The sequence below is a fragment of the Carbonatibacter coralli genome (assembly GCF_039592655.1).
In the GTDB taxonomy this organism is placed as follows: Bacteria; Pseudomonadota; Alphaproteobacteria; order Kiloniellales; family Kiloniellaceae; genus Carbonatibacter; species Carbonatibacter coralli.
This window is the reverse complement of sequence record NZ_JBBUTJ010000001.1, coordinates 675194-698803: the sequence shown is the minus strand read 5'-3', so window position 1 is coordinate 698803 and position 23610 is coordinate 675194. Positions and strand designations below refer to the sequence as shown.

The 23610-nt window shown below is 50.3% G+C and carries 31 protein-coding genes; 4 read left to right on the top strand and 27 right to left on the bottom strand.

From position 1 onward, the window contains the following. The first annotated feature begins 14 nt into the window (after positions 1 to 14). Positions 15 to 995, top strand: a complete 981-nt coding sequence (locus AAAH10_RS03185) for a tyrosine-type recombinase/integrase (protein WP_343560468.1) — start codon at positions 15 to 17, stop codon at positions 993 to 995. Here AAAH10_RS03185 and AAAH10_RS03180 read toward each other — a convergent pair. The 11 genes from AAAH10_RS03180 to AAAH10_RS03130 form a co-directional block, all read right to left on the bottom strand. Then, complete coding sequence (locus tag AAAH10_RS03180; RefSeq protein ID WP_343560466.1) at positions 992 to 1240, bottom strand: helix-turn-helix transcriptional regulator; 249 nt, start codon at positions 1238 to 1240, stop codon at positions 992 to 994. The two genes, AAAH10_RS03185 and AAAH10_RS03180, sit on opposite strands and share 4 nt — an antisense overlap. Then, the gene (locus tag AAAH10_RS03175) at positions 1240 to 1842 is read right to left on the bottom strand and encodes an NAD(P)-dependent oxidoreductase (RefSeq protein ID WP_343560464.1); all 603 of its coding nucleotides are present in this window, start codon (positions 1840 to 1842) and stop codon (positions 1240 to 1242) included. The genes AAAH10_RS03180 and AAAH10_RS03175 overlap by 1 nt, the downstream gene beginning before the upstream one ends. Next, the gene (locus AAAH10_RS03170; protein ID WP_343560462.1) at positions 1839 to 2360 is read right to left on the bottom strand and encodes a hypothetical protein; all 522 of its coding nucleotides are present in this window, start codon (positions 2358 to 2360) and stop codon (positions 1839 to 1841) included. Before AAAH10_RS03170 ends, AAAH10_RS03175 begins: the two co-directional genes overlap by 4 nt. Beyond that, positions 2357 to 2551: a hypothetical protein gene (locus tag AAAH10_RS03165; RefSeq protein WP_343560460.1), complete on the bottom strand. Its 195-nt coding sequence runs from the start codon at positions 2549 to 2551 to the stop codon at positions 2357 to 2359. Before AAAH10_RS03165 ends, AAAH10_RS03170 begins: the two co-directional genes overlap by 4 nt. Next, positions 2548 to 2931 carry an ASCH domain-containing protein gene (locus tag AAAH10_RS03160; RefSeq protein ID WP_343560458.1) on the bottom strand — a complete coding sequence of 128 codons (384 nt, stop codon included), beginning with the start codon at positions 2929 to 2931 and terminating at the stop codon, positions 2548 to 2550. Before AAAH10_RS03160 ends, AAAH10_RS03165 begins: the two co-directional genes overlap by 4 nt. Beyond that, positions 2918 to 3139 (bottom strand): hypothetical protein, encoded by a 222-nt coding sequence (locus tag AAAH10_RS03155; RefSeq protein ID WP_343560456.1) that lies wholly within the window; start codon positions 3137 to 3139, stop codon positions 2918 to 2920. Before AAAH10_RS03155 ends, AAAH10_RS03160 begins: the two co-directional genes overlap by 14 nt. Further along, a complete protein-coding gene (locus tag AAAH10_RS03150) occupies positions 3136 to 3501 on the bottom strand; it encodes a hypothetical protein (protein WP_343560454.1) in 366 nt (121 codons plus the stop codon). Before AAAH10_RS03150 ends, AAAH10_RS03155 begins: the two co-directional genes overlap by 4 nt. After that, on the bottom strand, positions 3498 to 6152 hold the full coding sequence (locus AAAH10_RS03145) for a toprim domain-containing protein (protein ID WP_343560453.1): 2655 nt from the start codon (positions 6150 to 6152) through the stop codon (positions 3498 to 3500). Before AAAH10_RS03145 ends, AAAH10_RS03150 begins: the two co-directional genes overlap by 4 nt. Positions 6153 to 6158: 6 nt before the next feature. After that, positions 6159 to 7031 (bottom strand): hypothetical protein, encoded by an 873-nt coding sequence (locus AAAH10_RS03140; protein WP_343560452.1) that lies wholly within the window; start codon positions 7029 to 7031, stop codon positions 6159 to 6161. A gap of 36 nt (positions 7032 to 7067) precedes the next feature. Next, entirely contained in the window at positions 7068 to 7322 is a 255-nt protein-coding gene (locus tag AAAH10_RS03135) for an ogr/Delta-like zinc finger family protein (RefSeq protein ID WP_343560450.1), read from the bottom strand. Positions 7323 to 7454: 132 nt separating this feature from the next. Then, on the bottom strand, positions 7455 to 7865 hold the full coding sequence (locus tag AAAH10_RS03130) for a helix-turn-helix domain-containing protein (RefSeq protein WP_343560448.1): 411 nt from the start codon (positions 7863 to 7865) through the stop codon (positions 7455 to 7457). Between the two features lie 43 nt (positions 7866 to 7908). Here AAAH10_RS03130 and AAAH10_RS03125 point away from each other — a divergent pair, with 43 nt between their 5' ends. After that, a complete protein-coding gene (locus AAAH10_RS03125) occupies positions 7909 to 8391 on the top strand; it encodes a helix-turn-helix domain-containing protein (protein WP_343560446.1) in 483 nt (160 codons plus the stop codon). 443 nt (positions 8392 to 8834) lie between these two features. Further along, positions 8835 to 9179, top strand: coding sequence for a hypothetical protein (locus AAAH10_RS03120; protein WP_343560444.1), 345 nt, complete (start codon positions 8835 to 8837; stop codon positions 9177 to 9179). 15 nt (positions 9180 to 9194) lie between these two features. Here AAAH10_RS03120 and AAAH10_RS03115 read toward each other — a convergent pair whose 3' ends face one another. From AAAH10_RS03115 to AAAH10_RS03095, 5 genes are all read right to left on the bottom strand, one after another. Further along, a complete protein-coding gene (locus tag AAAH10_RS03115) occupies positions 9195 to 9605 on the bottom strand; it encodes a hypothetical protein (RefSeq protein WP_343560442.1) in 411 nt (136 codons plus the stop codon). Continuing rightward, positions 9602 to 10123: a Panacea domain-containing protein gene (locus tag AAAH10_RS03110; protein ID WP_343560440.1), complete on the bottom strand. Its 522-nt coding sequence runs from the start codon at positions 10121 to 10123 to the stop codon at positions 9602 to 9604. Before AAAH10_RS03110 ends, AAAH10_RS03115 begins: the two co-directional genes overlap by 4 nt. A 164-nt stretch (positions 10124 to 10287) precedes the next feature. Continuing rightward, positions 10288 to 11268 (bottom strand): hypothetical protein, encoded by a 981-nt coding sequence (locus tag AAAH10_RS03105; protein WP_343560438.1) that lies wholly within the window; start codon positions 11266 to 11268, stop codon positions 10288 to 10290. Continuing rightward, complete coding sequence (locus tag AAAH10_RS03100) at positions 11265 to 11819, bottom strand: phage tail protein (RefSeq protein WP_343560436.1); 555 nt, start codon at positions 11817 to 11819, stop codon at positions 11265 to 11267. The genes AAAH10_RS03105 and AAAH10_RS03100 overlap by 4 nt, the downstream gene beginning before the upstream one ends. Before the next feature lie 12 nt (positions 11820 to 11831). Beyond that, complete coding sequence (locus tag AAAH10_RS03095; protein WP_343560434.1) at positions 11832 to 14195, bottom strand: phage tail tape measure protein; 2364 nt, start codon at positions 14193 to 14195, stop codon at positions 11832 to 11834. 36 nt (positions 14196 to 14231) lie between these two features. Here AAAH10_RS03095 and AAAH10_RS03090 point away from each other — a divergent pair, with 36 nt between their 5' ends. Continuing rightward, positions 14232 to 14549 (top strand): hypothetical protein, encoded by a 318-nt coding sequence (locus AAAH10_RS03090; RefSeq protein ID WP_343560432.1) that lies wholly within the window; start codon positions 14232 to 14234, stop codon positions 14547 to 14549. A gap of 167 nt (positions 14550 to 14716) precedes the next feature. On the opposite strand, the gene AAAH10_RS03085 is transcribed toward AAAH10_RS03090, so the two are convergent. The 11 genes from AAAH10_RS03085 to AAAH10_RS03035 all read right to left on the bottom strand — a co-directional run bounded on the left by AAAH10_RS03085 (position 14717) and on the right by AAAH10_RS03035 (position 23568). After that, positions 14717 to 14986 (bottom strand): phage tail assembly protein, encoded by a 270-nt coding sequence (locus tag AAAH10_RS03085; RefSeq protein ID WP_343560430.1) that lies wholly within the window; start codon positions 14984 to 14986, stop codon positions 14717 to 14719. A 68-nt stretch (positions 14987 to 15054) separates the two neighbouring features. Next, positions 15055 to 15564 carry a phage major tail tube protein gene (locus AAAH10_RS03080; protein ID WP_343560428.1) on the bottom strand — a complete coding sequence of 170 codons (510 nt, stop codon included), beginning with the start codon at positions 15562 to 15564 and terminating at the stop codon, positions 15055 to 15057. A gap of 71 nt (positions 15565 to 15635) precedes the next feature. Next, a complete protein-coding gene (locus tag AAAH10_RS03075) occupies positions 15636 to 16808 on the bottom strand; it encodes a phage tail sheath protein (protein ID WP_343560426.1) in 1173 nt (390 codons plus the stop codon). Continuing rightward, complete coding sequence (locus AAAH10_RS03070; RefSeq protein ID WP_343560424.1) at positions 16808 to 17251, bottom strand: hypothetical protein; 444 nt, start codon at positions 17249 to 17251, stop codon at positions 16808 to 16810. Before AAAH10_RS03070 ends, AAAH10_RS03075 begins: the two co-directional genes overlap by 1 nt. Next, the gene (locus tag AAAH10_RS03065) at positions 17248 to 17898 is read right to left on the bottom strand and encodes a DUF4376 domain-containing protein (protein WP_343560422.1); all 651 of its coding nucleotides are present in this window, start codon (positions 17896 to 17898) and stop codon (positions 17248 to 17250) included. Before AAAH10_RS03065 ends, AAAH10_RS03070 begins: the two co-directional genes overlap by 4 nt. Positions 17899 to 17900: 2 nt before the next feature. After that, positions 17901 to 20123: a DUF7483 domain-containing protein gene (locus AAAH10_RS03060; protein WP_343560420.1), complete on the bottom strand. Its 2223-nt coding sequence runs from the start codon at positions 20121 to 20123 to the stop codon at positions 17901 to 17903. Between the two features lie 2 nt (positions 20124 to 20125). Next, positions 20126 to 20986, bottom strand: a complete 861-nt coding sequence (locus AAAH10_RS03055) for a phage tail protein (protein ID WP_343560418.1) — start codon at positions 20984 to 20986, stop codon at positions 20126 to 20128. Then, positions 20983 to 21621: a phage tail protein I gene (locus tag AAAH10_RS03050; RefSeq protein WP_343560416.1), complete on the bottom strand. Its 639-nt coding sequence runs from the start codon at positions 21619 to 21621 to the stop codon at positions 20983 to 20985. Before AAAH10_RS03050 ends, AAAH10_RS03055 begins: the two co-directional genes overlap by 4 nt. Then, positions 21621 to 22637: a baseplate J/gp47 family protein gene (locus AAAH10_RS03045; protein ID WP_343560415.1), complete on the bottom strand. Its 1017-nt coding sequence runs from the start codon at positions 22635 to 22637 to the stop codon at positions 21621 to 21623. Before AAAH10_RS03045 ends, AAAH10_RS03050 begins: the two co-directional genes overlap by 1 nt. Further along, positions 22637 to 22972 (bottom strand): GPW/gp25 family protein, encoded by a 336-nt coding sequence (locus AAAH10_RS03040; protein WP_343560413.1) that lies wholly within the window; start codon positions 22970 to 22972, stop codon positions 22637 to 22639. Before AAAH10_RS03040 ends, AAAH10_RS03045 begins: the two co-directional genes overlap by 1 nt. Next, positions 22972 to 23568, bottom strand: a complete 597-nt coding sequence (locus AAAH10_RS03035) for a phage baseplate assembly protein V (protein WP_343560411.1) — start codon at positions 23566 to 23568, stop codon at positions 22972 to 22974. Before AAAH10_RS03035 ends, AAAH10_RS03040 begins: the two co-directional genes overlap by 1 nt. Positions 23569 to 23610 lie beyond the last annotated feature (42 nt).

Here is a 23610-nt window from a genome sequence, read left to right as displayed (position 1 = left end):
CGGAAAACACTTCAATGGCCTCTATCCGTAAACGAAAACAAGGAGACTGGATTGCTGAAGTCCGGATAAAAGGCCGTTATACATCCAAGGTTCATCCGAATAAATCTGCCGCTCAACTCTGGGCTGTAAAAAAAGAGGAAGAGTTCGGAAAGCAATCTGGCCTTGTCCTGGGTAAAACCGTAGAGGATGCATTCGAGAGATATGCCAGAGAGGTTTCCCCAAACAAAAAGGGAGCAAGGTGGGAGCAGATTCGCCTTCAGAAGTTTTGTAGATACTCAATAGCACCGGTTCAAATCGTCCAAGTCTCAACTGATGATATAAACGAACTTGTCGAAGACTTGTTGAAAAGCTTGTCAGTTGGCTCGGTTCTTCGAGAAGTGCATCTGATTTCATCGGTCTTTGAAACGGCCAGAAAGAAGTGGAAGTGGATTCATACGAACCCCTGCAGGGATGCTGATTTGCCAAGAGAGCCAAAAGCCAGAGATCGCCGGATCTCTGATGCTGAAATTTCTTCTTTGCTGGAAGGTTTGGACTATCTGGAGGGGATGCCGCCATCTACTTCAAAGCAGTTTATCGCCTATGCCTTTTTGTTGGCGATCGAGACTGCAATGCGACAGGGAGAACTATTCGATCTCGAATGGGAGCGGGTATTTCTGGATCAAAGGTTCTGTAAGTTGCTGGATACAAAAAACGGCGACAAAAGAGATGTTCCTCTTTCGCGCCGTGCTGTTGAATTATTTCAAGCAATGCAGCCGGGGACCGGGAAAGTTTTCAAATGCAGCCAGACGACGGCTTCAATGGCCTTTCGTCGATGTAAGAAAGATTTGAAAATTCTGGACTTGAAATTTCATGACTCCCGGCATGAAGCTCTTACCAGGTTGGCTAGAAAAATTGATGTGTTGGATCTGGCCAGAATGGTTGGCCACAAAGATACGCGATCCCTAATGATCTATTACAATGCAACAGCATCAGAGATCGCGCAGCGCCTTGATTAAGATTTATGTCTTTTTACCCATTCTCTCACTTCTTGGGCGTACCAGCGGGGGTTCATCGTTCCTTCCGTTGTCGGTACTTTTATAGGTTTGGGAAAAGTTTTAACCTTGGTGATTCTTTTTGAAACACTATCGGGTGAGATTTTCAGGAAGAGGGCAATATCCTCAATTGCCCATAGCTCTGATGAGAGCGATTGATTTTGTTTAATTGTTGAGAGGATTTCTGACAGGATTTGTTTTTCTGTCATCATTTTTCTCCCTCGATCCAGTGAAGCGTTGGAACGCCGGAGAACCCGATTTCCCAAATTATCCAGGCAAATGCGATCATGCCTCCACGACCCTTCATACTGACGCTTTCTGTTCCACCTTTTAAAAATGAAACCCGTCTCCTGAAAATATGAACTCGAGCCAGCCCAGCTTCTGGATTAACGATGTGAGCTTTGGTGGGGCCCTCAAGAAACCCGAGTTTTAAAAGCATGGCCACTTTTCGGCCTTTGGGATTTCCTGGGAATTCGGACACCAGTGCTAGAGCATGTTCGACAAACTCTTTTGCAAGCTTGAAAGGCGGGTTCGTGACTATGTTAGGAGCTATAGATTTGTATTCCATGAGGAAATCAACTCCTGAAGCCCCATAGCCTCGATCAACCAAATCCGTGCTTAAAACATCGTAACCGTTGGATAACGCAGTTTTACTAATTGCCCCATCACCGCAAGCACATTCCCAAATGGAACCAGTGAAGCTTTCATGGTCGAAAAGGCTCTGAGCTTCCTTTGATGGCGTAGAATAGAAATCGTCTTTTTCCCTGCTGCTTTTTGAACCGATCCCGACAAGTTTTTCCATGACTGTCATGCGGCGATCTCCATGGATTGAGGGATCAGATATTCGCGTCTTTGAAGACGTTTCATAAGTTTGACAGCTGCTTTCCAGGCACTTTTTTTGTACCCCTCAATGCGGTCTTTGTTTTCGCCTTCCTCTGCAAAGGGAAGGACCAATTTAAGAGCCTGAATGAGCGGGACCGGAACGGGGATATCGTTGTCCTGGAGAACGCGGCAAATATAGAAGGCTATCAATAAGGCATAGCCGTTTGTCTTGTGCGCCAGTGGTTCTGCAAAAAACTCGTTATAGTCCCGTTTCATGGACACAAGTATTTTTGCATCTGAGAGGTTTTTGATCCTCTCTTCCCTTGCCAGGTTGTAAGCCTGTTTGATGGTTGGGAGATTGGTCTGCAGCCGCACTTTCTCTTCCGGAGAAACCGGGTGATCGATATGGAACTCTGTATCGATACAGATCAGATCAAGGATGTGTTCCAGCATGAAGGGCAGAAATGCTGCTTGCCTTTGGCGTTTTGGCGTGAGGTGCTTATTCATTGTTCTGTCCTTCCCCAGAAGGCTTGCGATGCTTTGGCGGCATCTCGAGTGGTTGTTGTGAGGGTGATACGATCGATTTCGATCTTGTCCGGTCCCCGATCGATCAGGCTGTCCAGTTCACTCAATGATTCGATGTTGAGGATCTGCGAGGCGCGGGGGGACATATAGGTGACAACGGCTTGCCAGGTCATGCCTTGCTCTCCCATTCGATATGCCAGCCAATAAAAGGCAAGCCGGCTGTCTTCCGGAAGAAAGCCACCAGTTCGGTGGAGTTCTTGAAACCATCAGCAATGGCGAGGTTTTCCAGTTCCTGATGCTTGATCGGGCGACCGTCCTTGTAACAGGTAATTTGCTCGTTCAGTCCCTGATGGATCATGAAGGATTTAACCGAAGTGCATTCGACTTCTGCGATCAGGGCACAGTGTTTGGTCCGCATTCCTGTGTAGAGCGTGAGTGTGTCGCCTTTGTCAGCAGGGCAGCGTTTGTCTTTACGTTCTTTGCGGATGGTACCGGTCTTGGTTCCCTCAGTGATGGAAGCAATAAACTGCTTTTGAAAGTTAAATGCTGGCATGGCTGTTACTCCGCTCCTGAATGGCTTTTAGCCGGTTGGAATTACGTACCCGTGTTGCGCTGATCATGAAGCCTGGACGGAACTGGACCGCACCGTCTGGTTGCCTGATTGTCAGGCCGTTGGCATTGGCTTCTTTGAGAAGGGTTTCTGTGCTTGTGGCAGGATCAGAAATTTGATGGCCATCACAGAAAAGGGCATAGACGGTCATTGCAGGTTCCCCCTGATCACTGTTGTTGAGCTGTTCATCCGAAGGAATGCATTCTCCTTTCGAAGAGCATTGATGCTTTTGACCAATTCTCCGTTGATCAGCACGGCATTTGTCAGGGCATCCTGCAGAGTCATTTCATAGTCATTGCCGGGTGATGTTTGTTTGATACATGCGGTCTCTTCTGCCTGGTTGTTATCCAAATACTGCCCCATCAGGTGATCAGGATGGTTGGTCACAGAAATCTGGACTTCGATGTCTTCCAGCTGCCCTATCAGGAGTGTGCAATTCTCGTCGTTTTTGGAGGTCAGTGTTTCAATGGCAAACAGGATGACTTCAGAGAGTTTCTGGCGATCGACAATCATTGGTGTTGGCCTCCTTTTGGTGTTTGGAATACCCAGCAGCGAATGGACTTGCTCAGGACTGATGAACTCACGACTTTTGTGTCGATGAACTTTCGTGTTTTGCTGTTTTTGAGATGCTTTTTCAGAGCTTCCAGAGTTGGAATGGACTGGTGAAGCTCATAGGACCATTTCTCGAATTCAGAGAGGTTGATCGCGATCTGATCATCCCTGTTCGAGTGGTTGGCTCTTTTCTCATTGGCGAGGAAGTATTCGTAAACTTCCCAGAACCTGGCGACGACTTCGTGATCTGCCTCGATTGCGTGTTGCCGTTCCTTGGCAGCCTGATCAAAAGCGAGAATGGTTCTGTCGACCATTTCATCTGTCAGCCCCGCGATCGGTTGCAATGCAGAAAGACAGGCCATCATTTGGGCGTGGTTCTTGGCGATCCGGTTGGACTTCACGTCCTTGGTTTTGAGCAGTTCTGTTTCGTAGATGGCAGTTTCTTTTTTAACTGTTTCCAGAACAGCCTTTTCAGCAGTGCAGGCTTTGACAATGAAGTAAGACAATTCCTCGACCGTCAGCTGCTCCAGACGTTTCGCTGCATGATAGCTTTCTTTGGTCTGGCTCTTGGTGGTGAAGAAGAAATGGACAATCCGTTGCAGAATCGCTTCTGATGCATTGACCGGGTTGTTCTGGGTGATCACGATCGAGCCGCGAAAGGGTTGATCGTCTGTATCGTTACCGGAGTTTTTGACACCCCGCCCCCGATGGCTCCGCCCGTTGTAAGCGGTTTTCAGTTCGTCCCAGTCATATTGCTTGACCTTGGCAACGTCCTCCCGATCACTTTCAATCAGACACACCGGAAGGTTTGCCCCTTGTGAGAATTTACGAGCCCGGCTTGCGACCGTTTCCTTGTTCGGGTCAAAACCCTCGTAATCGTTTCGTCCCAATAGTTTCCAGAGAAACTCGATCAAAGTGGATTTACCGGCACCGGCTTCCCCGACGATTTCCAGGAAGGGGAAGGACTTGTGCATCGATCGGATCTGTTCAGCAAAAAGAGAACCGAAAAAGAAGGTCAGAGCGGCAATACCTTCAGGACCGAAAGCCTGCCAGAGGTCTTTCACCCATTCGGGATTGTATGCCTTGGCTTCTCCCAATGTCAGGGCAACAGATTTGTTCTGTGTTTTAACGCTGCTTTTGCCCAGTTCGAAGAAGTCTTCTTCATTCAGCGTAAAGGCTTTGCCTTCTTTGATTGCCTGGTCATTGAATATCCAGGCACCGTATTCCTTGGCATAGCCAACAAAATCGACTGTCTCGACAGTTTTGATGTCGTTCAGATCGGTGCGGATAATGTGATCGAGGTGGTGCCCCTTTCCCGAGAAAAGCGCACCTGGTGCGATCGTCAGCAGACGTTTTTTGAATTCACTGGATGCCGCAATCTGCCCCCCTGTGAACGTGTCTTTGAAAACACGGCCACCCATTGGCATTGTGATCTTTGCATAATACCAGCTTTCATCTGTGAAGCGGCTTTGCAGAAAGTAAAGGAACTCGAACCTGCAGTTGCTGATTTCTTCAATGGCTCCGCATCTGCGTCCGATCTTGTCCCGTTCTTCATGGTCGGGGCCTCTACCCTCGTTGTTTTTGATAAAGGCGTCGACTTCCTTGTTGAAGCGTTCACCGTCCAACTGCCACCAATAGATTTTATTGTTAAACTCAAAGGAAAAGCCGTTGAAGCCTTTGGCTTGCCAGATGATAAAACCTCTGTCTGTGGCATTGGCTGCAAAGTGCAGGTCGCCTTCAAACCGACATTGTTCAAAGAATCTACTTTGTTTCAGATCGCCGGCTTTATAGGCTTCGTTCCAGTCGATCTTTTCCTTTCCCCTGTTCGGGCAAAATGCAGCTTTGGAGGTGTAACCCTCCTTGAATGCTTTTGCTGCATGACGCTTGGCAAACTTGCGGCCTGCAGGGTCGTCGTCCAGTGCCCAGACGAGAGTAACGTTGAAAGGAACCTTTTTGTCCTTCAGCCATTGGTCCGGGTAGTTCCCGCAGGACAGGATCGCGATTGTTGGCTTTCCTGAAAGGTTCAGGGCAATTGCATCAATGATACCCTCGACAATCCAGAGCTCGCGTCCCGGTTCGATCTTGAATCCGGGTGGCGCCCAAGCCATGCCTTTGTGACTGCCACCGAAATGCTGCTTTCGCTTAACCTTTACCCCGTCCTGATCTGTGACAGTGATGGTCTCGACAAAGCGCTCCATGAAAATATTGTTTTCACGGTTCAAATCAAATCGGACTGTGGCAGTGCCTACATTGTCGCGCTGTGACCAGAATTTCTCCTGCCTGTACCATCCTTTGATGTCCTTGAGGGGCAAGCCCCGGACAAAGTCCATATAGGCATCAGCGGTCGCGTTTGGCGCTTCTGGCGTTGGTTCGTATCGTTTGTTCAGGTTCTCGAACAAATCAGGATAAAGATTGCGGGTGTTTTCTTCGTACCCGCAGCGGTTTTGCCGGTTGCATCGGAGGAAGGCCGGGTTTTCAGCATTGGTGAATAGTTCGCGCTTCCCGCAGGAAGGGCATGTGCCCCCCTGCAGCCATTCACCGCGGTCCTTGAATTGATAATCCGAAATCAGACGCTTTTTCAGGTCTGCCCGGATGTCGTCACGGATAGCCATGATAATTTACTCTGATTGTGTGGATTGGTTTGAAAGCTCACCGGCGCTTTGGGCGGTGATATCAATCATGATGTCTTTTGCCAGTTTACTGGCGTGTTCAAGGCTCTCTTGCAGGATCTGCAAGTTTGCGATCGAGTTTTCCAGCTGAATGGGTGCTTCTTCTCGGAAATCCGCATTGACTTCCAGAGCTTCAATCACAATCGGCAGCGACAAGGTGATGTCGTTGAACCGGCGGATGCAGTCGCGCAGTCCTTCCAGTTGATCATTTGTCAGGAAATAAAGAGATTCGCTTTGTTGCTTCTCAGTCATCGTATCGCCTTCTGTGTTGGCTGTTAAACAACCACCACCAAGAAGGCTTTCGACGACCAGCCTGGTGGCGGGAGGTTCGAAACCTGTACACAGATCAGGCGAGCTTCTTTCCCCGAAGGGTGTTGTATCCGCTGCCCTCCCGCCATAAGCGAGATTGCCCCCAAAAACAGGGCACAAAAATACCGCAAACTGTCGGGTGCGGTTCCCGCTGTGTACATGAGGTTTCGACGCCTCAAGTCCGACACTAGCGAAAGCACTGACAGCTGTCAATTTTATTTTTGTATGCACAAAAATCTTGTGGCAGATAATTATTGTGCGTACATTAAATGCTTGATGAAGACAGAATGTTGAAGGAAGAACGAGAATGGAAACAAAGGAACAATCAAATGAGAAGAGAAGCCCCGGTCGTCCCAAGTCAGACGATCCGAAAGAACGGGTCACGATCCGACTTGATTCTGATGTCCTTAAAGCTTTGAAGGAACCGGAAGAGAAAGGCTGGCAGACCCGTGCAAATAAGTTGCTGAGAAAAGGTTTGAAACTGGACGGGTAATTGATGATAGCTGCGGACATGATAACCCCCTGTGAACGATTGTTGCTGGATGCCGGTCAGTTGGTTTTTGCGGCGTTGAAATCGTGCTGGGGAATTTTGATGTCTGCGTTTGGGCAATCAGACGGAACCAGTGTCCTTTTGATTTCCAGATCAGCCAGAAAGATGTGTCCGCATTTCTCGTTGGTGCAGTGATAACGAATTTCCTTGAGCGTCTCACTGACCACAACGGTTCTGGTGTTGTTTGCCGGGCTTTTGCAGTGAGGACACTTCACACCAGGGGCTGGGGCCTGGTTTCGCTTTGGGGGTGACATGGCAGTCTTTCCGTTCATTGTTGAAGGGCTGCCCACCCGGTGATCTTCGAAAAGTGTTTCTTGATGCATGTTGTATGGAACCTGTGGAACCGTCTCTGTGGACGGCTTTTTATTGGGCGAGTGAAGGTCTAATCAGTCTTTGGACCAGTTCAGGTTTGGGAAGAGTTTCGCGGGATCTTCTTCGAGGAACTCTGCTGTTGCCTGTTTTGCTTTTTTGAAACGCTGGTTGTTCAGGGCGCTACTGAAAGTGTCTTCATCTTCCAGCCCTTCCAGACGTGCGATATCTCGCAACGTGGTAGGATTTTCACCGGGCCATTTTTTCTTGGCCTTGTTGAAAATCTTGATCTGGATTTTCTTTCGGTCTGTTGCAGAAAGAGGCACTGGGGTATCCTTTTGCAGTGAATGTTCATAATTCACTACAAAACTGATTTTATTGTTTGGAAAAAGCAACAATAAATTGTTTGTTTGGGTTTCAATTGTTTGGAAAACCAAACATAATAGTTTCTGTTCCCAAAGGGGGAAATGACCAGAAATCAACGGCATGCGGCTTTCTGGAAGAGAACGGAAGCAAGAGGAAAAAAAATTAATGAGTGACCAGAATTTTGCACAAAGAATGCAATCAACAATCGAAAAGGCAGGCGGTGACACGGCTATGGCGAGAGCCACGGGGATCAACCGATCCAGTCTGATCTCCTATCGCAAGGGGCAATCTGAACCGACACTGTCAAAGCTTGTTCTTGTTGCGCGTGCTGGTGGTGTTTCGGTTGAATGGCTGGCGACAGGTTCAGAGCAGCAGGAAAGCTCTGATGCGGGGTTGGGAGTTGCTGTACCACCAGCACCGGGCTTGATTGATATTCCGATGCTGGTGGACATTGCAGAAGGTCTGGAAACGGTCAACAGTCGACAAGGGTTGAACATGAATTGCCTGGACCTGATTGGCATGGCAGCCCGGACCTATAATCTATTGAATGATCCGGAACGATCATCGGAACCCGAGAAATATAGGCTTTCAGATACTGTGGATAACCTTGAGAAGCTGGTAAGAGATCAGTTGAACAGGAAGGCATAAAAATATAGCAAAGCGCGTAAAAACCTCTTGCGTGTAAAATGTAGCCTGTTGCACACTCCGTTTGTCGCCACTGATCCGTTGCTTCAGTGGTGGCGGGGATGCGCTAACATCCTCCGCTGTCAGGTCTATTCACATAAGTCTGACACAGGTTTGCCAAGGAAAACCACACCACCTTTCCCAACCGGAAGGGTGTAGTAAGCATTGGGATACCAAGTCACGAATGCAACAACAAAAAAACCGGGCAGATAAACTCGCACAGTATCTGGAAAACCAATTGTTTAAAAAGCTTGATGCCAATTTTACAACGTCGCAAAGGTCAACAAAAACGGACATGCGGCAAGGTTCTGATCCGTCGGGTTGTTCCGCTCATTCGTAAATTAAGGCCCCATATCTAGGGGCCTTTTTTGCACAATCACTGCGATATTTTTTCTAGGGAAATAAGAGTGAAAAAAAATTTGTCTCTTATGCTGACTTTCAGCATTTTTTCAATTGTTTCGACCGCCTATGCACAGGAATGGTATAACGGGGGAACGCTTCATAAAGCAGATGGCAACGAATGGTATGCAGCAAGCTATGCAAATAAACTGGCAACAGCGGGTGATTTTTCAGCTGTTTATATCGGCATTGATAATCTGTCATCTATGGACGAGCTGAAAGCTTATGCAATCAATCTCGTTACTTGCCTTGATGAGTTCTATGGCGGAGTTGGTGTAGCAGAAAGGTCAGCCAATCCTGCAGCCCAATCAAGTGCCTTGTGTATGGTGCTTATGGGCTATCCTCAGAAGTAATTCTGAAAAGCCGGGTTACTCCCCGGCTTTTTTGTTCATATCGAACAATCTCGATTTTGCAAACATTGCTGCACCAGCAACAATAAACCACTCAATAATTCTGCCGAGAAGAAATGAAATTGTGTGAGCTTGATCCCAAATCAAATACGTATATCGCAATATGAGTAAAAATCCGGCAAAAGCGGCTCCAATAACGAGTAACCAAACTGCCCAACCAATGGAGCTAATAGCCAAGCGTTGAGCTGCTCTAACGCGATCTCTAAGATCCGCTTCGCCTTCTTCATCTTTCTCTTTGATGCGTTTCTCATGATCGACATCGCGTGTTGCTTTTTGAAAGCTTTTGGCGTTTGTACCTTCAAAATTGCGATAGACGTCTTCATCAAACAGGGGTCTGTTTGTTTCTGAAGTTTGGTTTTCTTCAGTCATGCAGCGTGAGCAGCCTCAATGAGATCGTTAATTTTTTGAACAAAATGCTCACGAACATCTTCATCTCTGATGTGATGATTTTCATCTGGGGCATAGACTCTTGTCCATGGCGTATCCTGCTCGTGTGTTCTGGCACGAAGCTCCCAGCCAGTGAAAATTTTATAAACATCCCATACTTTGTTGAGAACAACGGCTTGTTTCTCATCTGTGATGTTAATTTGGGCTGGTTTTAGACGTCCTTCCAAATCAGACCAATCAATGTCCAGTGCAGATTGAGTGATAGGGGCTTTACGGAAGTGTTTGAACTCATGGAAAAGCGAAGGAATCACGGGGCCGTGCTTCCAGGCTTCGATCGGTTCGTCGAATAATTTGATATCCAATACAGCCAGAGACCAGCCATAGGCGATATAAACCAGCTTTTGTAGTTTCAGGTTTTCAATCGCAATACCTTCATTCTTTCCTTTATCAAGAAAGAAATTGGCTATTTGGGCAGGTGTGAACTCTGCAGTCTGTGTCAAGGCTCTTTCTCCCTTTCTTCCCCCTCAAAGACGAAGATTCCTGTGCCGTGCGCAATGCCTGAGCTTGATCTTAATGTCAAGTCTCTCTGTAACGTTAGCAGCAATCGGTAAAGAAATCATTCTTTATTGAAAATAGGGATTGACTCTGAATTTCGCTATTGTTTTCAAATAAAAATTTCCTCCAACTGAATTTCTGTTTTCAATCCACCGGTTGTCAGGGTGTGAGTGATATCGCCACTGATCCACTTGATGCGGTTAAGCTCGTTCCGGAAGCCGGAAAGGAAGACGGGCTGATCTGGGAGGGCGATGGGGTTACCTGGAGACAGGGTCACAGACATGCTTTTTTCTTTTCGCTTCAGATCACGAAAGGCTGATTGAGCGGCTGCGAGTGCCTCTTCCCTGGTTGGGTAGGTTTCCCGCAGCGTCTTGATGTTGCCCTTTGTGCCGGCACGTTCACGGAGCGTTTCGGCAGTGGCCTGATTGTGCCAAATGGCCTCGACGCCTGTATAGTCGGTTTGCCGGGCTGCATTGGTATAGCGAAAACGTTCAATACCTGTGTAGGCGATGGCCAGACCCGGCAGGCTTTGACCGGACACAGTGCGACCTTTGGCGCGGGGCATGAACAGCAGATGGCCATCCTTGATTTGCGCGATGGCATCATAGCTTTGCCCCAGACGGGTGATCAGATTGGCGGCGGATTCATTGGTCTGGTCCAGATGGTCAATCACAATATCCCTGAGATCATCCGCAATACGTGGTGTCAGTCCGGATTTGTCAGCCAGAGATTCGAAAATTTCCCCAATGGTTTTACCGGAAAAGGATTGATCCCGGCCTTCCTTCATTGCCTTCGCAAAATCTACGGACCGGGCCGTTATCGTGATGACGTCTGGCGGTCCGTCCAGATTGACATCATCAACCGTAAAGCTTCCCTTGTTGACCAGCTGCGAAGGGGAAAGGCCGATGGAACAGCGCAACGCTGCCCCGGTGGTGGGTAGAGCAAAGCGCTGTTCCGGATCTGCAAAGGTGATGGACAGATCATCGGCTTCAAACCCGCGCTTGTCAGTGATTGAAAGGCTGATGAGGTGTTCGTTGATGGCTGATGTAATCGACCGGCCATTGGCGGTGATCTGGAAATGCGGGGTCATAGTGGAACCTGTGCAGATTGCTGTTCGCTTCTTTCAGCTGATACTGGTCGCCTTGATGGACGCGGGGGAGGGCCACTTTGTGGGACGTTGCTTGTGGCCTGCTGCTGATTGCCAAGCGCCAGCCTTAAATCAGGCGGGGCGGAATCAATAGGGGCACCGAGTTCACTAGTCTGATCTTCACCGTAACGGCGCAGGGACAGAGTGAAATCAATAAACCGAGCTTGCCCCAGATTGGTCAGATGTCGTCTGGTTTCCTTGATCTCCAGAATAATCCACGGGCCCAGAACCTGACCTGTGCCCGTTGTGAGTATCCAGGCTTTCCCTGATCGCATCATGTCGCGGAGTGTTTCCAGCTCGATATCCTTGCCGGTGATTTCCGGGGCCAATGCGCCGGTCAGTGTGATGGTGTCATCCGATGGGCCGATGTGTTGAGTGGCAGGGCGCTTACCTACTCGTTGTGTGACTGCCCAGTTCTGCTTTGTTGTGCGATCGATCTTGCTGATCGGTGCGGATTTGAGTTGAAAGACATAAAGCCCCAAAGACATCAGCATCTGTTCAGCCTCCTAAAGTCCGCCATAGGCGGTGTCGTAGTCATAGAGAGCGCCCCTTTGCTGGCGCTGTTTCTTCAAGCGTTCCTGTTCCATGGCATTGGCTACAGCCTGCTCAACCTCTTTGGGGTCGCCTCCATGGATATTCCAGATATTTTCTGTCTGGCTGTTGTCCGTCACACCGCCCCCGCGAAGGGATCGGAAGGTGTCTTGTGCAACCTGTTTTGCAGGAACTGTTTCAATTTTCCTTGCAGGGCCTTCAAGTGCTGTGTGTTCAACGCCGATTGTGTTGTCTTCAAACAGCGATGAAATCCCGTCGAAGACAGCAATGAAGGCTTTGCCCAGAAGCTTGAAAGGGGCAATGGCCAGATCGATCCAGAAAAGGATGTAATCACCCAGGTCCCCCAGAATGGATTTGATATGAATAGCCGCGGCTTCCCACTTGCCGGCGAAGACAGCATCAATCAACCAGCCGATTTTCTGGAAGAAAGCAGAGATCCTGTCCCAGTTGTCCCATATCAGATAACCCAGTCCGGCAATGGCAATCACTGCCAGGGTAATTGCTGCGACAATCGGGTTGGCCATCATGACCACATTCAGCCATTTCCATGCTGAGGAAATCAAAGTGATCCCTTTGGTCACTCCACCAGCTGATAAGGCAAATTGCGCCATCCCGAAACGGACCATAGCCAGCGGCCCAAAGATGCCGGCAATGGTCAGAGCAAGTCCGCCAGCTACAGTGATGCCGACTGCCAGCACAGCAAAGGTGGCTGTTAGTGCGGAAGCCAGTTTCGGATTTTCGTCAATCCATGCGGTAAAGGTTCGGACAAGCTCTGTTCCCTTCTGAACGATCGAGCGCAGTGGGCCGTTATTGGTTTCAAAAATTGCAATGTTCATACCTTCCCAGGCAGACGCAAAAGCCTTGATGTCTCCGGCAGCATTGTCCCCCATCTCTTTGGAAATGCGGCGTGACTCTCCCCCGGCGCTTCGCAGGACATCAATGAAATCATAAATGGCTGCTGTCCCGCCCTGATTGACCAGTTCGGCAAAGGCCGCTCCCGCTTCGGCACCGGCAATGTGTTTGAAGTGTCCCAGGCGTTCAGCATTGCCCATATCTTCGGTGGCCTTTGCAACCTGTCCCAGTATGTCGATCATGGGGAGCAGGTTGCCCTGTGCGTCCTGTGTTGTGATACCAAGTTCTGCTATGGCATCAGCGGCCATCTTTGGCGGTGCAGCCAGACGGTTCTGAATAGAGCGCAAGGCGGTACCGGCCTTTTCCCCCTGGATACCGACATTGCCCAGCAGTCCGGCCATGGCTGAAGCTTCCTCGATCGACACACCGATTTCCCGTGCGATCGGGGCGACATAGGTCATGGTGTTGCCCAGCATTTCCAGATCGACATTGGATCGGGTAAAGGTTGCGGCCAGAACGTCAGAGACCCGGCCCATCTCAGTGGCTTCCAGACCAAAACCGGAAAGAATGTTGGACGCGATATCAGCAGTTCGTGCCAGATCCATTGCGCCGGCTTTGGCGAGGTCCAGCATGGATGGCATGGTTTGCATGATCTCGTTGACCTCAAACCCTGCCATGGCAAGGAAGCCCATACCCTGTGCTGCTTCGCCGGCTGAAAACTGTGTTGTGGCTCCCAGCTCTTTTGCCTGTGCCTGGAGCCTCGCAAAGGCTTCACTGCTTTTGTCGATCCGGGCAAGGGCACCGACCTTGGACATTTGCTCTTCAAAACCGATCCCCGGTTCCAGAACACTCAGCCCACCGTTGAGCAATCCCCGGCCAGCCATGAAGCCTGCAGCACCCACAAAGGAGACATTGGATTGCAGGGCCAGTGATTTGTCCATACGTTCACGGGCTTTTGCCAGTCGTTCAGTACGCTTGCGGTTTTCGTCCAGCTGCCTGTTGTGCTGTTTGAGCGCGTCTGATTCCTTTTTGATTCTCTGTGTCAGCTTCCGCTTTGACATTTCCAGTGTGGATGTTGAGAGGTTTTGCTTCTTAAGTTCTGCTGTAATTCCCTGACTCTTTTGTGTAAGCGCGACCTTTTGTTCCTTCAGGCGTTTGACTTCCTCCCGAGCCTTTTTCATGGCGGTTGCTGTTTGCTGAACCGTCTTTTCCCCGTTGGCCATTTGTCGGGAAAGCTTTTGGGCTTTTTCCTGTGCCTTTTGCAGGGCATCGGAGTTCTGGTTCAATCGTTCAGTCAGTCGATCGAATTCATCAAGGCGCTTTCCGGCCTGTTCGAGGGTGCGCAACTGGCTTCGGGTTTTGACCAGATTGTCCTGGAGCTTTTCTGTCCCGCTGTTGAACAGGTTCAAACCCTTGGCAAAGTTCTCTTTCAGATTGAGATTGAGCTGCAATGTCAGTGGTTTCATGCTATAATACCCTTGGTTTCAAAAAAGGAGGACAGATTGGGTTTCGTGCTTTTGATCGCAGTTGTTGTTTTGGCCTTTGTGCTGGATGCGGTGACATTCGTTTTTGTGTCACTGATCGGCCTTGTGGTGCTGGCTCTGCTGATGATCTTTGGCCTTGTTTCTGCAAGCCGTTCCCGTGATGTGCCCTCAAAGCCCAAGCTGATCGAGATCACAGCAGAAGACAGAGAGCTTTTGTCTGCTGAACAGATTGCCGATCTTGAGACAAGCAATCGTCTGATGATGGAAACATACGAGGCAGAATACAGACTGGCGACATCCCGTCCCCGTATGCCCTGGTCACTGAACAGAAACTGATCAACCGGATTTCATAGCTTCGGCCTGTGCCTTCAGAAGATCGAGGGCCGTGTTGTACCAGCGCATGAACTGTTCCAGATCCATTCCATCCATTTCACTCGGAGGCCAGCCGCCAAAGGCATGAGATATCAAGCCCCAGGCGGCTTCGAAGTCATCAGGCAGAGCCGTTACTGTAAAAAAGTTGCAAGAGCATCCATCAAGGCAACGCAATCCTTGCCTGTGAGTTCTTCCAGTTTTTCTTCGGGGATGTTATCGATCGAGATACGCGTGATCAGTTTCGCGGATTCATCCCATTGATATTGACCAATCTTGGCGACTGAAATGCCGCCGCGCAGGTCTCCAGCCATGGGTTTACGAATGTTGATTTCCTTGATCTCTTTTTTCCCCAATGAGATCGGGTTTTCCAGAGTGACAGTTTTGAGTTCTGTGTTTTTCATAATTCTATGCCTGTTCTGTTTTCAAAGAGTTGGAGAGACGGGGAGTATTTCCCCGTCTTTGTTCTGGCTTAAATGCCCAGTGCTGTTCGGATCGCCGCGTAACGATCTTCACCGTCCACGACGAAAATCATGTTCACGATATCGATCTCGATGATTGTTTCCCCGTTGAGATCATATTTGAAATAAGTCAACGGATAGGTGACAGACAGAGAGTTGTTTTCCCCTTGCTTGGAGGAACCGAAATCCAGTTCTTTCAGCCGGCCACGGGTTGTTATTTCCACGGCGTCAACCTGTGTGTCATCGCCCTCGCGTTGGGCGGCACCACGCCAGCGCAGCAATGCGCCTTCCGGGGAAAAGGTTCCAAATTGGCGCAAGATTTCCAGATTGTATTCCTGGAACACAACAGCCATCTCCAGCTTGTCCAGTCCGGCTTCAAGTTCAGCTGGCGCAAGCATTCCGGCACCCTGAAAGTCTTCTGTCTTGATCATGACTTTGGGCAGGGTGATTTCCTTGGCAATCCCGGCAAAGCTATTGCCGTCGACAAAGAGATTACATTTGTTAATCGTTTGAGGGATCATGGACCCTATCCTTTAAATTCGAGTGAGATGTCAGGCAGGGCTTTTGCCCTGCCGCCGATCAATGTTCCGGATCAGGCCGCGGCGATCTGCGCACCGAAATTAAACAGATATTGATCTGTGATGCGTTGGCGGAAATTGATGTTTTCAGCTGGGGGCACTGGCGTGAAATCGTAATCAATGAAGAGTTTGCCAGCCTTCAGATTTTCCTTGGTGTTGACCTTGTCATCAAACCAAGCTTCGCCACCCAGCAAATAACCCTGTGTTGTCAAATCACGGAGCTTGGCGTTGATCCCTTCGATAACGTCACGCACCAGTGTCGGGTGCAGAGGCTTGTCCACGGCCCAGAAATGCGCTTCCGCCATGGTGTCCGCCAGAATGTGTGCAGTTCGCGTGTAATTCTCGAACGCAAAGAGCGGATCGGCAGAACAGGTACGGTTCCCCCAGAAGCGCAGGCCCTTTTGCCTGATCAGGGTTGTGATTTCACGGGCGTTCAGATAGCCGGCTTCCGTGTTCGGGTTCTGCAGATCCCAGGAAATCGACTTGTTGATCCCGGTCACACCATTGACTGGAACGTTGGACAGGGTTTTGTGCCAGCCAACCTGGTCATCAATTTTGGAGCGCAGGCCCATAGCACGGGCAATGGTCCAGGCGTTGGCCACTTGATTGGTGGTGGTATCAAAGCCGGTGAATTCAGGCCAGATCAGCATCAGTTCACGGGAACCGAATTTCTGACGGTAGGCCGCACAGTCCTCGATCGTTTCCGCACCGAAGCAACTGGCATAGACGAAGGCGCGGAATTTTTCCGCGATGCCAACCAGCTCGGCTGTAACGAATTCATCATCCAGACCAGGCACACCCAGAATGCGGGGCTTCACATTCAGATTAACCGGGGCATCTTCCAGTGCCTTCATGCCTGTTTTCTTGCCGTTGACGACAGTCCCAATGATGTTGGATCGGGTCTCGGCTTCGTCTGCACCTTCTTCGACACGGACAAAGACAGAAACAGGATTGGTCTGATCCTTGATGGCATCCAGTGAACGGGCCATTGTGCCCTGTTCGCCGGCTTTGCCCAGAGCATCATTGATGTCTGTCACCAGGACAGCTTCGTTGAGGGGGAAGGCAGCAGCGTCAGCGTCCGGGGCGGTAAAGACAGCGCCCACAACGGCTGTTTCAATGGTGCGAATGGGTCGGGTACCTTGATTGATTTCAAGCACGCGAACGCCGTGGTGAAAGTCTTGCGCCATTAGCAAGTCTCCTTGAGTTTTCTGTAAAGCGAGTTGGGTGAAAAGTGATGGGGATCGGGAAGCCCAATCACAAAGGCTGCAAGCTCTGAACAAAACCACTTGTCCGGATGTTCCCGGCTCAAGGGCAGGATTTGACTGAAGAGGATGCCCACCCAGTCATATTTGGCACCGATTTCACCCTTTGCCTGGGACAGTCGATCGCAATCGATCGCCACCGGGATCAGATCCCAGTTGTCTGTTGTGAAATCGATTGTCTTTTTGCGGACGCCACCATCCCATTCGGATGCCGACAGGGACTGGGCCGTTTTGCGCCAGCTGTTGGGTTTGCTGGTGACAATCTCGCAATGGCTGTAGGGGCCGCGGGTCCAGAGACGGATCAGCTTGTTCCACCATTTCCCGGTCCCCTTGTAGAAGGCCAGATATGTCATGCGGCTCTGGCTCATGCGTCAGCCCCTTCAACAACAAGAGGCAGGGGAGGGAAGTCTTTTTCGACGTCATAGGCAGCCCAGACAGCAGGATCGTCGGGCAAGGCATCAATCTCTGTTCGTCTGGCCTGCTTGATTGCATGCAGCTGCATGGAGAAAGCACCGAGACCATTTGCAATGGTCTGCATTTCTGTTGCTGTGACTTGAATTTGTGTGTTGTTTTTGAGAGTGAAATCAATCTGATCAAACGCTCCGGCCGCAGCCATAGAATTCAAGCCGACCATGTTCAGTCGTGCGTTCATGTCGCTATCAACAACATGGTTTTCCTCTGCACTTCGCTGCCAGAGCCATCCCCCGTCAAGGACGTGCTTGAAGTGATCAGTAAGCAATTCTTTCAGATGGCGCTTTGCTTCTTCCAGGGGCTTTGGCTGCAAGTCATAGGCACGTTTGTAACGGTTACCTTCCTTGACAGGGGCAAGCTCAATCACATTGTGCCAGGTGTCATCCGGGCGGGATGCCTCTTCAACTAGGTATACGCCCATCTGGTTGAGTTCAGCTTCAGTGAAACCTGAAAAGGAAGAGATATGCCGACCATCTGGAAGGACAACATTCACCCCGCTATTCAGGAGCTTCAAAAACACACCTTTGTTTTCAATTGCGTACATAACTATTGTCCTCTGGCAAATTTGAGGGGAGTTCCGGCAATGGAGAGATAAATCGGTTCACCTCCATTGACATCGCTGTTGTCATCACGGTTTTTGATACCGTTTGAGAGGAAATCCATATGCCGGATGGTTGTCCCGCTACCTCCGGATTCAAGGTTCAAATAGCGTTGGACTGGATTATCTCCTCCATCGGCATCAACACTGGAAAGGTGATGATTGCCCACGATATCGGGACGGAAGATCATGACCATGCGAGGAGCAAAAGGCATGAGGACAAAAGCCCCGTCATTGCTGCTGGTCCCTTTGTAAATCCCGATATCTTTATAGTTTTCCACAGAACAATGGAGGATCAGCTTGTATCGGCCAGTGGGAAGCGAACCATTAATGGTGACATCTACCGCTGTTGAACTGATCCAGTTCGGATCGGTTTTTTCGGTCTCCGTTTTGTTCAGAGTCAGGTACCGTCCTGCCACCATATCTTTATGGAAGACCCGACGGTTCCCGCCTGAATGCGGAACGACAATGGCAAACTCGACCGGGCGGCCCAGATGATGCGAAGCTGTTGTCGGCGTGCCGTTTACATGATCCACATTGATCACGTCCAGTCCGGTTTCCCGACTGATCCGCTCATGATAATCCACCCAGATCCCGGCACGATCGGGGAAACTGTATCCATTGCCCTGATAGGCAGCGAGTGTCCCTGTATGTGACGCGATGCCACCAGTAGTGTTGGTTGCCCATGACAGTCCGGCCCCGTCAATCGTATCGGAAACCCGTGTGTCTTCTTTGGCATCCTGTCTGTAGGAAAGTGTCAGGGTTTCAACCTGTTCCATATTCCAGGGCATATCGTTTACGGGAGCGCCATTCACGGCAACGCGCTCTGTAAAATAGTCATCAGGATTAAGGATGTCTGGGCAGGGAGCAGCTTTCAGGCTTCCGGCCTTGAGACTTGTCACACGACAGCCAGAGGCGTACCCCCCAAGGAAGAAATGAACAGGACCTGAAATGTCCATTGGTGTTGTCCAGATTTTTACCCCGGCAACCCAGAAATCCAGTTCAGCATCTTCTTTGCGCCAGACGACCTTGATCCTTGTTCCGGAAGGATAGCTGGTTGGCGTTTCAACATTCAGGACAGATCCGGACCCTGCCTGCTGTGTTGCTGCTTCATACCCCTTGCCAACAGCCATACCGAGTGCACCAGGCACAGCAGAGGATTGCCCCATTGCCCGATTGACGATCCCCAGCTCGCTGGAACACATCCCAATATGCAGGATGTTGTTGCCGCTTAGTGTGGTTGTGGCTTCAATTTCCAGTTCAAAAGGACCTTCACCATGGACAGCAAAGTTACTGCGCACGGACACGTAACTGGACGGGAAAGCAAAACGCTTTCCGGCTTCAGTGTTGGTCACACCTTTGCCGTCCAGAACCGACATAAGGTTTTCATTGTTGCTCGGCGTGTCCGTTGATTGGTTGTCAGAGGTCATCCCCATTGTTGTGAAGTGGTTGCCGTTTCCTGAGACATCTTTGCCCAGATCAAGCGGATCGGAAAAATCCAGATGGAACCCGTTTGTTCCATAAACAGGTTCACCTTGCCCCTTACCCTCAAAGAGGCGCGGCACCCAATGTCCGTAAGCATTGAAATAGCCAAAATCAGTTGGCGATGGTGTCTTTCCATCAAAGAAAATGTAATCAGCTTTCAGTGCTTGAGACTTCGCCGATGAAACCGACCCCGGATAGAATGTTCCAAGATAGTGACGAACCGCCTGGTTCATAAAGGTATCACGATTGAGCGCAGGCCATGTCTGGGCAGCAAATGACGATTTCCGTCCGTTGAACCAGTATTCAACCCGCTCACTGGCTGTGGGTTTTGTTGTGTCCACAATACGCAGCATATCAACAAACCCTGCAAAATCGCGGTGGCGATTTTTTGCCAGAACATACATCAAGTGTTCTGAATGGTTTTGCTGCTCTGCTGTATGGATTTGCCCATTGTAGAGGTAATTGAAAGCATAGGTTCCAACTGCCCCGGCTGCATTGAGGAACAACAACGGTGTCGGCACATCTCCGAGCAGTTTGAAAAGAACCCGCTCTGCATATATTTTGCGATTACCAGCCTGAAAATCACGGTACATGTAAGCATTGCCATCAAAGTGGCAGCTGTACTCGATCGGATCGCCGGGATCACCGCAACCCAGCAGTGGGTTGATAGAGTGTAGCTCAACCATGATCAGGCTCCCGGAACCGCATGGATGACAACATAGATTTCATTGCCACCGACAAAGATCAGGTTGCAGACGTTCTTTGCATTCGGGCTGTTGTTGATTTTTCCGGCAACCTTGAATTCAGCATCCCAGCCAATGGAATGGCCCCCGGTACCATTCATGTTCAGTTGGAGAATCATTGTTCCGGCAGCTGGCACGGCAGCAGGCTTTTTGATCGTCAGATTTTTGGTGACAACAGCAGTCTGGTGCGAGCGGTCTTCAGCAACAAAGGCCAGATTATTCCCTGTGATTGTAGGGTCGCCCGGTGCTGCAGGATAATAGGCGGCTTCCAATGTTGCAGAGCGTTCCCTGTGCAGAAAATTCGGGTGTGCGTCAGGGTCATTGCTATGGTTTGCAATCGCGTTTGTCACAAAGGTGTAAGTGGCCAGAACGATCGAGGGATCGATCTTCAGTTCGACCTGGTCGGCATTGCCGGTCTTAAAGACAAAACGGATGGCAAGATCACTGGCGACACCCGAGACAATTTCCGGTTTGTAGGTTTCCGGAAATTTTGCAATTGCGAACAGGGCACCGTCACTTGTAAACAACCCGGCTTCACGGATTGTAAATCCGCCCTGGTTCTGCGGGATGACAGCTTCAGCGGTCAGCTGGTTCGAGACATCGGGGTCAACGGACAGCTGGATGACATTCGCCCTGTAGACTTCCGTTTTCAGAGCGGTCTGGCTTTCTGTGGGAGTATAGGGCTCATTGTTCAATCCTGAGCCAACAGCCAGATGGGTGATTTGAATCTGTTCCCCCAGAGCCATTGCATTGGTCAGCCGGGCTTGTCCCGCCTGGGTAATGATGGTGAAGAATTCCTGTGTCATGGTTGCTCCGGCTCAATGGTGACAGTTTGCGCAAAGTAGGCACCAGCTGCCGGTACAGGCAGGGGATCAGTCTCTGATTCCAGATCGGTGATTTGCAGCGGAAAAATTGAAAGGATCGTGCCGGCCAGTGTGGTGGCGGCAAATTTCGGGCCTTTGGATTTGGAAGAGATCGAGACATCAAAGCCATCGAGAACGGACCGTTCATTTTGCGCGTTCAAGGCAACAGCGCGTAAAGAGATCAGTTCCTCTTCGGTGATACCGCGGTCAGACAAACTGACTTCCAGGCGATAATGGTATGCATCGCCTCCATAGCGATCCCATTCTGTGACAGTGGAATCAGCGTTCACGGAATCAACAGCCAATTTGATGGCTCCGGTTGTTCCCTTGATTCTGTGGATGCGAAAAGCTGCATCAATCACTTGCCGTTGAACGAACTCCGACCAGTTTGGGTCCCAGTAATCAACAGACACTTGCCACGCCAAAGCTGGCAAAAACTGGACTGGGCAGTCCCAGGCATTCCATAGCTTGCGAATGTCGCCAACCGGCAGATTGGTGATCCTGTTCTGGGACAGATCAAGGGACCGTTCCAGTGCGGTCGAATTGGGTGGTAATAGAGTCAGGTTCCGATCGTTCATCAGTTCAGAACCTCTGTTGTCAGGGTGATGCTTTCGCACCACGGCGCTTCCAGATCACTGGCCACAACATCCGCCCAGCCCTGCAATTCAACACGGCTTACCCCTTCGACCTGCAGGGCGGCATGAACGCCGCTTTCAGTGGCTTGGCTTCCAATGCGGTGGCGATCGTTGGTGTAGGCTTGTGCCTGTGCCAGTGCAGCCTTTTCAGCCAGTTGGGGATCAAAGCCGTCAAAGAGGTAAAGCTTTGCTGTGATGCTGTATTCCAGGATATTTGCAGCTGTGACAATCACATTGTCTGTCAGGGGGCGGCGCAGATCATCCGACAGAGTGTCTTCAACGGCTTTCAGCGTTGCTGTTGTCGGGACGCCCTTTTCATTGCCGCCTTGCGGGTACCGGGCGAGAACAGGAACAGTGACTGTGCCGGGTGCTGTCCTGTGGGGGTTCACATCCTTGATGGCTGCAGCAATGCTTTCGGGGTCAAAGCGATAGGAAATGCGAACCAGACCAGGTTCAGGGCTTTCAACTTCAACTTTGGTGGCCTGACTGTTGGCAGAAAGCCCATGAAATTTATAGGCACCACGCGACCCGGCTGTCGAAAAGGCTTCCGGGGCAAGCTGGGTTCGAAACCGTAAGCTGTCATCGTCTTCCATAACAGGAGGAACCGGGGGGATCGCATTGGGATCACCTTCCTCGATCGTTTGCCGAACCACGTTGTAAAAGGCTGCGAGGTGTTCCAGATCCGCTTTGCCGGAATAAGCGAGCATCACTGCACGGGCACCATCATTGAAAACCTGTTTCAGAAGGCTTTCCCGATAGGCGAAAGCCTCCAGCAACTTTGTCGCGGGGTCGCTTTCCAATTCCAGAGTGGCAGCAACTGCGGCGCGTTCTTCAGCCGGTATGCTGGAAATCAGGAACGTTTTCAGTTCTGCGAGGATGACTTCAACGTCTGTGTTTTCGAGCAAGTCCGGTAGAGAGAATTGGCGCAGGTTGATTGGGGTAAAACGGTTGTTGGTCATCAAGCCCCCCGATTTCCAAGAGAGAAGCTTTCGTAGAAGCGGATGTTCTGATTCGTGCGCCCTTTGATTTCCAGTGTGGCAGAACCATCAAAGGCTGGTGTGTATTCAATCCCCTCGACAATCAGCCGCGGTTCCCAGAGTGCAATGGCTGTGGCAGCAGCCCCAAGAATGCGTTGGCGCGTCAGACTGTTGGAGGGCTGGTCAATCAGCTCTGTTAAAAAGCCATAGGAACGACGAATGACACGGGAGCCAATGGGAGTGCTGAACAGATCGTTCAGAGACTGGGCAATGTGTGCGGTACCGTTCATCGGTGCGCCGGTGTTTCGGTTCATCATCAGCCCTGTTCCTCATCGGTCAGGACTTCAGGAGGGCTGTAACCGTTATCTGGCTTTGCCGTAACGATGGCAGTGTTTTGCCAGCTTTCCGTTTCAAAATTCAGGCCATCAATGTGAGTGATCCGGGTGGCTTTGCCGTGGTGATCAAGATGGAAAAAGCCGCCTTCACCGGTGCGCAAGATCAGGTTCTTGGCTTCTAAAATCATGGTGCCTTCGCTGTCCATGGCGTTAAAGCGGGTGATCTTTTTGGCGCGGTCATGCTCCATGACCATTCCGTCAGCAAAAGTTTTGCGCCAAATATCTGCGCTGTCAGCCGGGGCAGGCGATTGATTGGAAAAGAGGCTGGCCAGAACTATCCCGTTTGCGGGATTGCCAGAGGGAGAGAGAACCAGAACCTGTTCCCCGATATCCGGCGCATCCCATTCCCGGTCATTGCCGGCGCTTGTTGTCAACCAGGAGAGCCACGCAGATTTTCGGCCCTGAATATTCACTTTGACTTTGGCAGCAGAGTAGTCCGCCTCGACAACCACACCGATGGTGATGAGGTTTTCGAGGCGGCGCGCAAGTTCAGACAGGGAGTAACGGGGATCAGACATAAGGACATCATGGCGATGGCCTTTCAATCGTCATCAAAAGAC

Coding starts and splice junctions, on each gene's coding strand:
- AAAH10_RS03180 (WP_343560466.1), bottom strand. CDS start 1,240: ATGACAGAAAAACAAATCCTGTCAGAAATCCTCTCAACAATTAAACAA.
- AAAH10_RS03170 (WP_343560462.1), bottom strand. CDS start 2,360: ATGAATAAGCACCTCACGCCAAAACGCCAAAGGCAAGCAGCATTTCTG.
- AAAH10_RS03155 (WP_343560456.1), bottom strand. CDS start 3,139: ATGACCGTCTATGCCCTTTTCTGTGATGGCCATCAAATTTCTGATCCT.
- AAAH10_RS03050 (WP_343560416.1), bottom strand. CDS start 21,621: ATGAACGATCGGAACCTGACTCTATTACCACCCAATTCGACCGCACTG.
- AAAH10_RS03085 (WP_343560430.1), bottom strand. CDS start 14,986: ATGAAAAACACAGAACTCAAAACTGTCACTCTGGAAAACCCGATCTCA.
- AAAH10_RS03175 (WP_343560464.1), bottom strand. CDS start 1,842: ATGACAGTCATGGAAAAACTTGTCGGGATCGGTTCAAAAAGCAGCAGG.
- AAAH10_RS03165 (WP_343560460.1), bottom strand. CDS start 2,551: ATGACCTGGCAAGCCGTTGTCACCTATATGTCCCCCCGCGCCTCGCAG.
- AAAH10_RS03045 (WP_343560415.1), bottom strand. CDS start 22,637: ATGACCAACAACCGTTTTACCCCAATCAACCTGCGCCAATTCTCTCTA.
- AAAH10_RS03185 (WP_343560468.1), top strand. CDS start 15: ATGGCCTCTATCCGTAAACGAAAACAAGGAGACTGGATTGCTGAAGTC.
- AAAH10_RS03150 (WP_343560454.1), bottom strand. CDS start 3,501: ATGATTGTCGATCGCCAGAAACTCTCTGAAGTCATCCTGTTTGCCATT.
- AAAH10_RS03140 (WP_343560452.1), bottom strand. CDS start 7,031: ATGTCCGCAGCTATCATCAATTACCCGTCCAGTTTCAAACCTTTTCTC.
- AAAH10_RS03075 (WP_343560426.1), bottom strand. CDS start 16,808: ATGGCGCAAGACTTTCACCACGGCGTTCGCGTGCTTGAAATCAATCAA.
- AAAH10_RS03125 (WP_343560446.1), top strand. CDS start 7,909: ATGAGTGACCAGAATTTTGCACAAAGAATGCAATCAACAATCGAAAAG.
- AAAH10_RS03135 (WP_343560450.1), bottom strand. CDS start 7,322: ATGTCACCCCCAAAGCGAAACCAGGCCCCAGCCCCTGGTGTGAAGTGT.
- AAAH10_RS03080 (WP_343560428.1), bottom strand. CDS start 15,564: ATGATCCCTCAAACGATTAACAAATGTAATCTCTTTGTCGACGGCAAT.
- AAAH10_RS03160 (WP_343560458.1), bottom strand. CDS start 2,931: ATGCCAGCATTTAACTTTCAAAAGCAGTTTATTGCTTCCATCACTGAG.
- AAAH10_RS03105 (WP_343560438.1), bottom strand. CDS start 11,268: ATGACCCCGCATTTCCAGATCACCGCCAATGGCCGGTCGATTACATCA.
- AAAH10_RS03130 (WP_343560448.1), bottom strand. CDS start 7,865: ATGCCGTTGATTTCTGGTCATTTCCCCCTTTGGGAACAGAAACTATTA.
- AAAH10_RS03065 (WP_343560422.1), bottom strand. CDS start 17,898: ATGTACGCAATTGAAAACAAAGGTGTGTTTTTGAAGCTCCTGAATAGC.
- AAAH10_RS03115 (WP_343560442.1), bottom strand. CDS start 9,605: ATGACTGAAGAAAACCAAACTTCAGAAACAAACAGACCCCTGTTTGAT.
- AAAH10_RS03035 (WP_343560411.1), bottom strand. CDS start 23,568: ATGTCTGATCCCCGTTACTCCCTGTCTGAACTTGCGCGCCGCCTCGAA.
- AAAH10_RS03100 (WP_343560436.1), bottom strand. CDS start 11,819: ATGCTGATGTCTTTGGGGCTTTATGTCTTTCAACTCAAATCCGCACCG.
- AAAH10_RS03040 (WP_343560413.1), bottom strand. CDS start 22,972: ATGATGAACCGAAACACCGGCGCACCGATGAACGGTACCGCACACATT.
- AAAH10_RS03095 (WP_343560434.1), bottom strand. CDS start 14,195: ATGAAACCACTGACATTGCAGCTCAATCTCAATCTGAAAGAGAACTTT.
- AAAH10_RS03145 (WP_343560453.1), bottom strand. CDS start 6,152: ATGGCTATCCGTGACGACATCCGGGCAGACCTGAAAAAGCGTCTGATT.
- AAAH10_RS03055 (WP_343560418.1), bottom strand. CDS start 20,986: ATGACACAGGAATTCTTCACCATCATTACCCAGGCGGGACAAGCCCGG.
- AAAH10_RS03070 (WP_343560424.1), bottom strand. CDS start 17,251: ATGAGCCAGAGCCGCATGACATATCTGGCCTTCTACAAGGGGACCGGG.
- AAAH10_RS03060 (WP_343560420.1), bottom strand. CDS start 20,123: ATGGTTGAGCTACACTCTATCAACCCACTGCTGGGTTGCGGTGATCCC.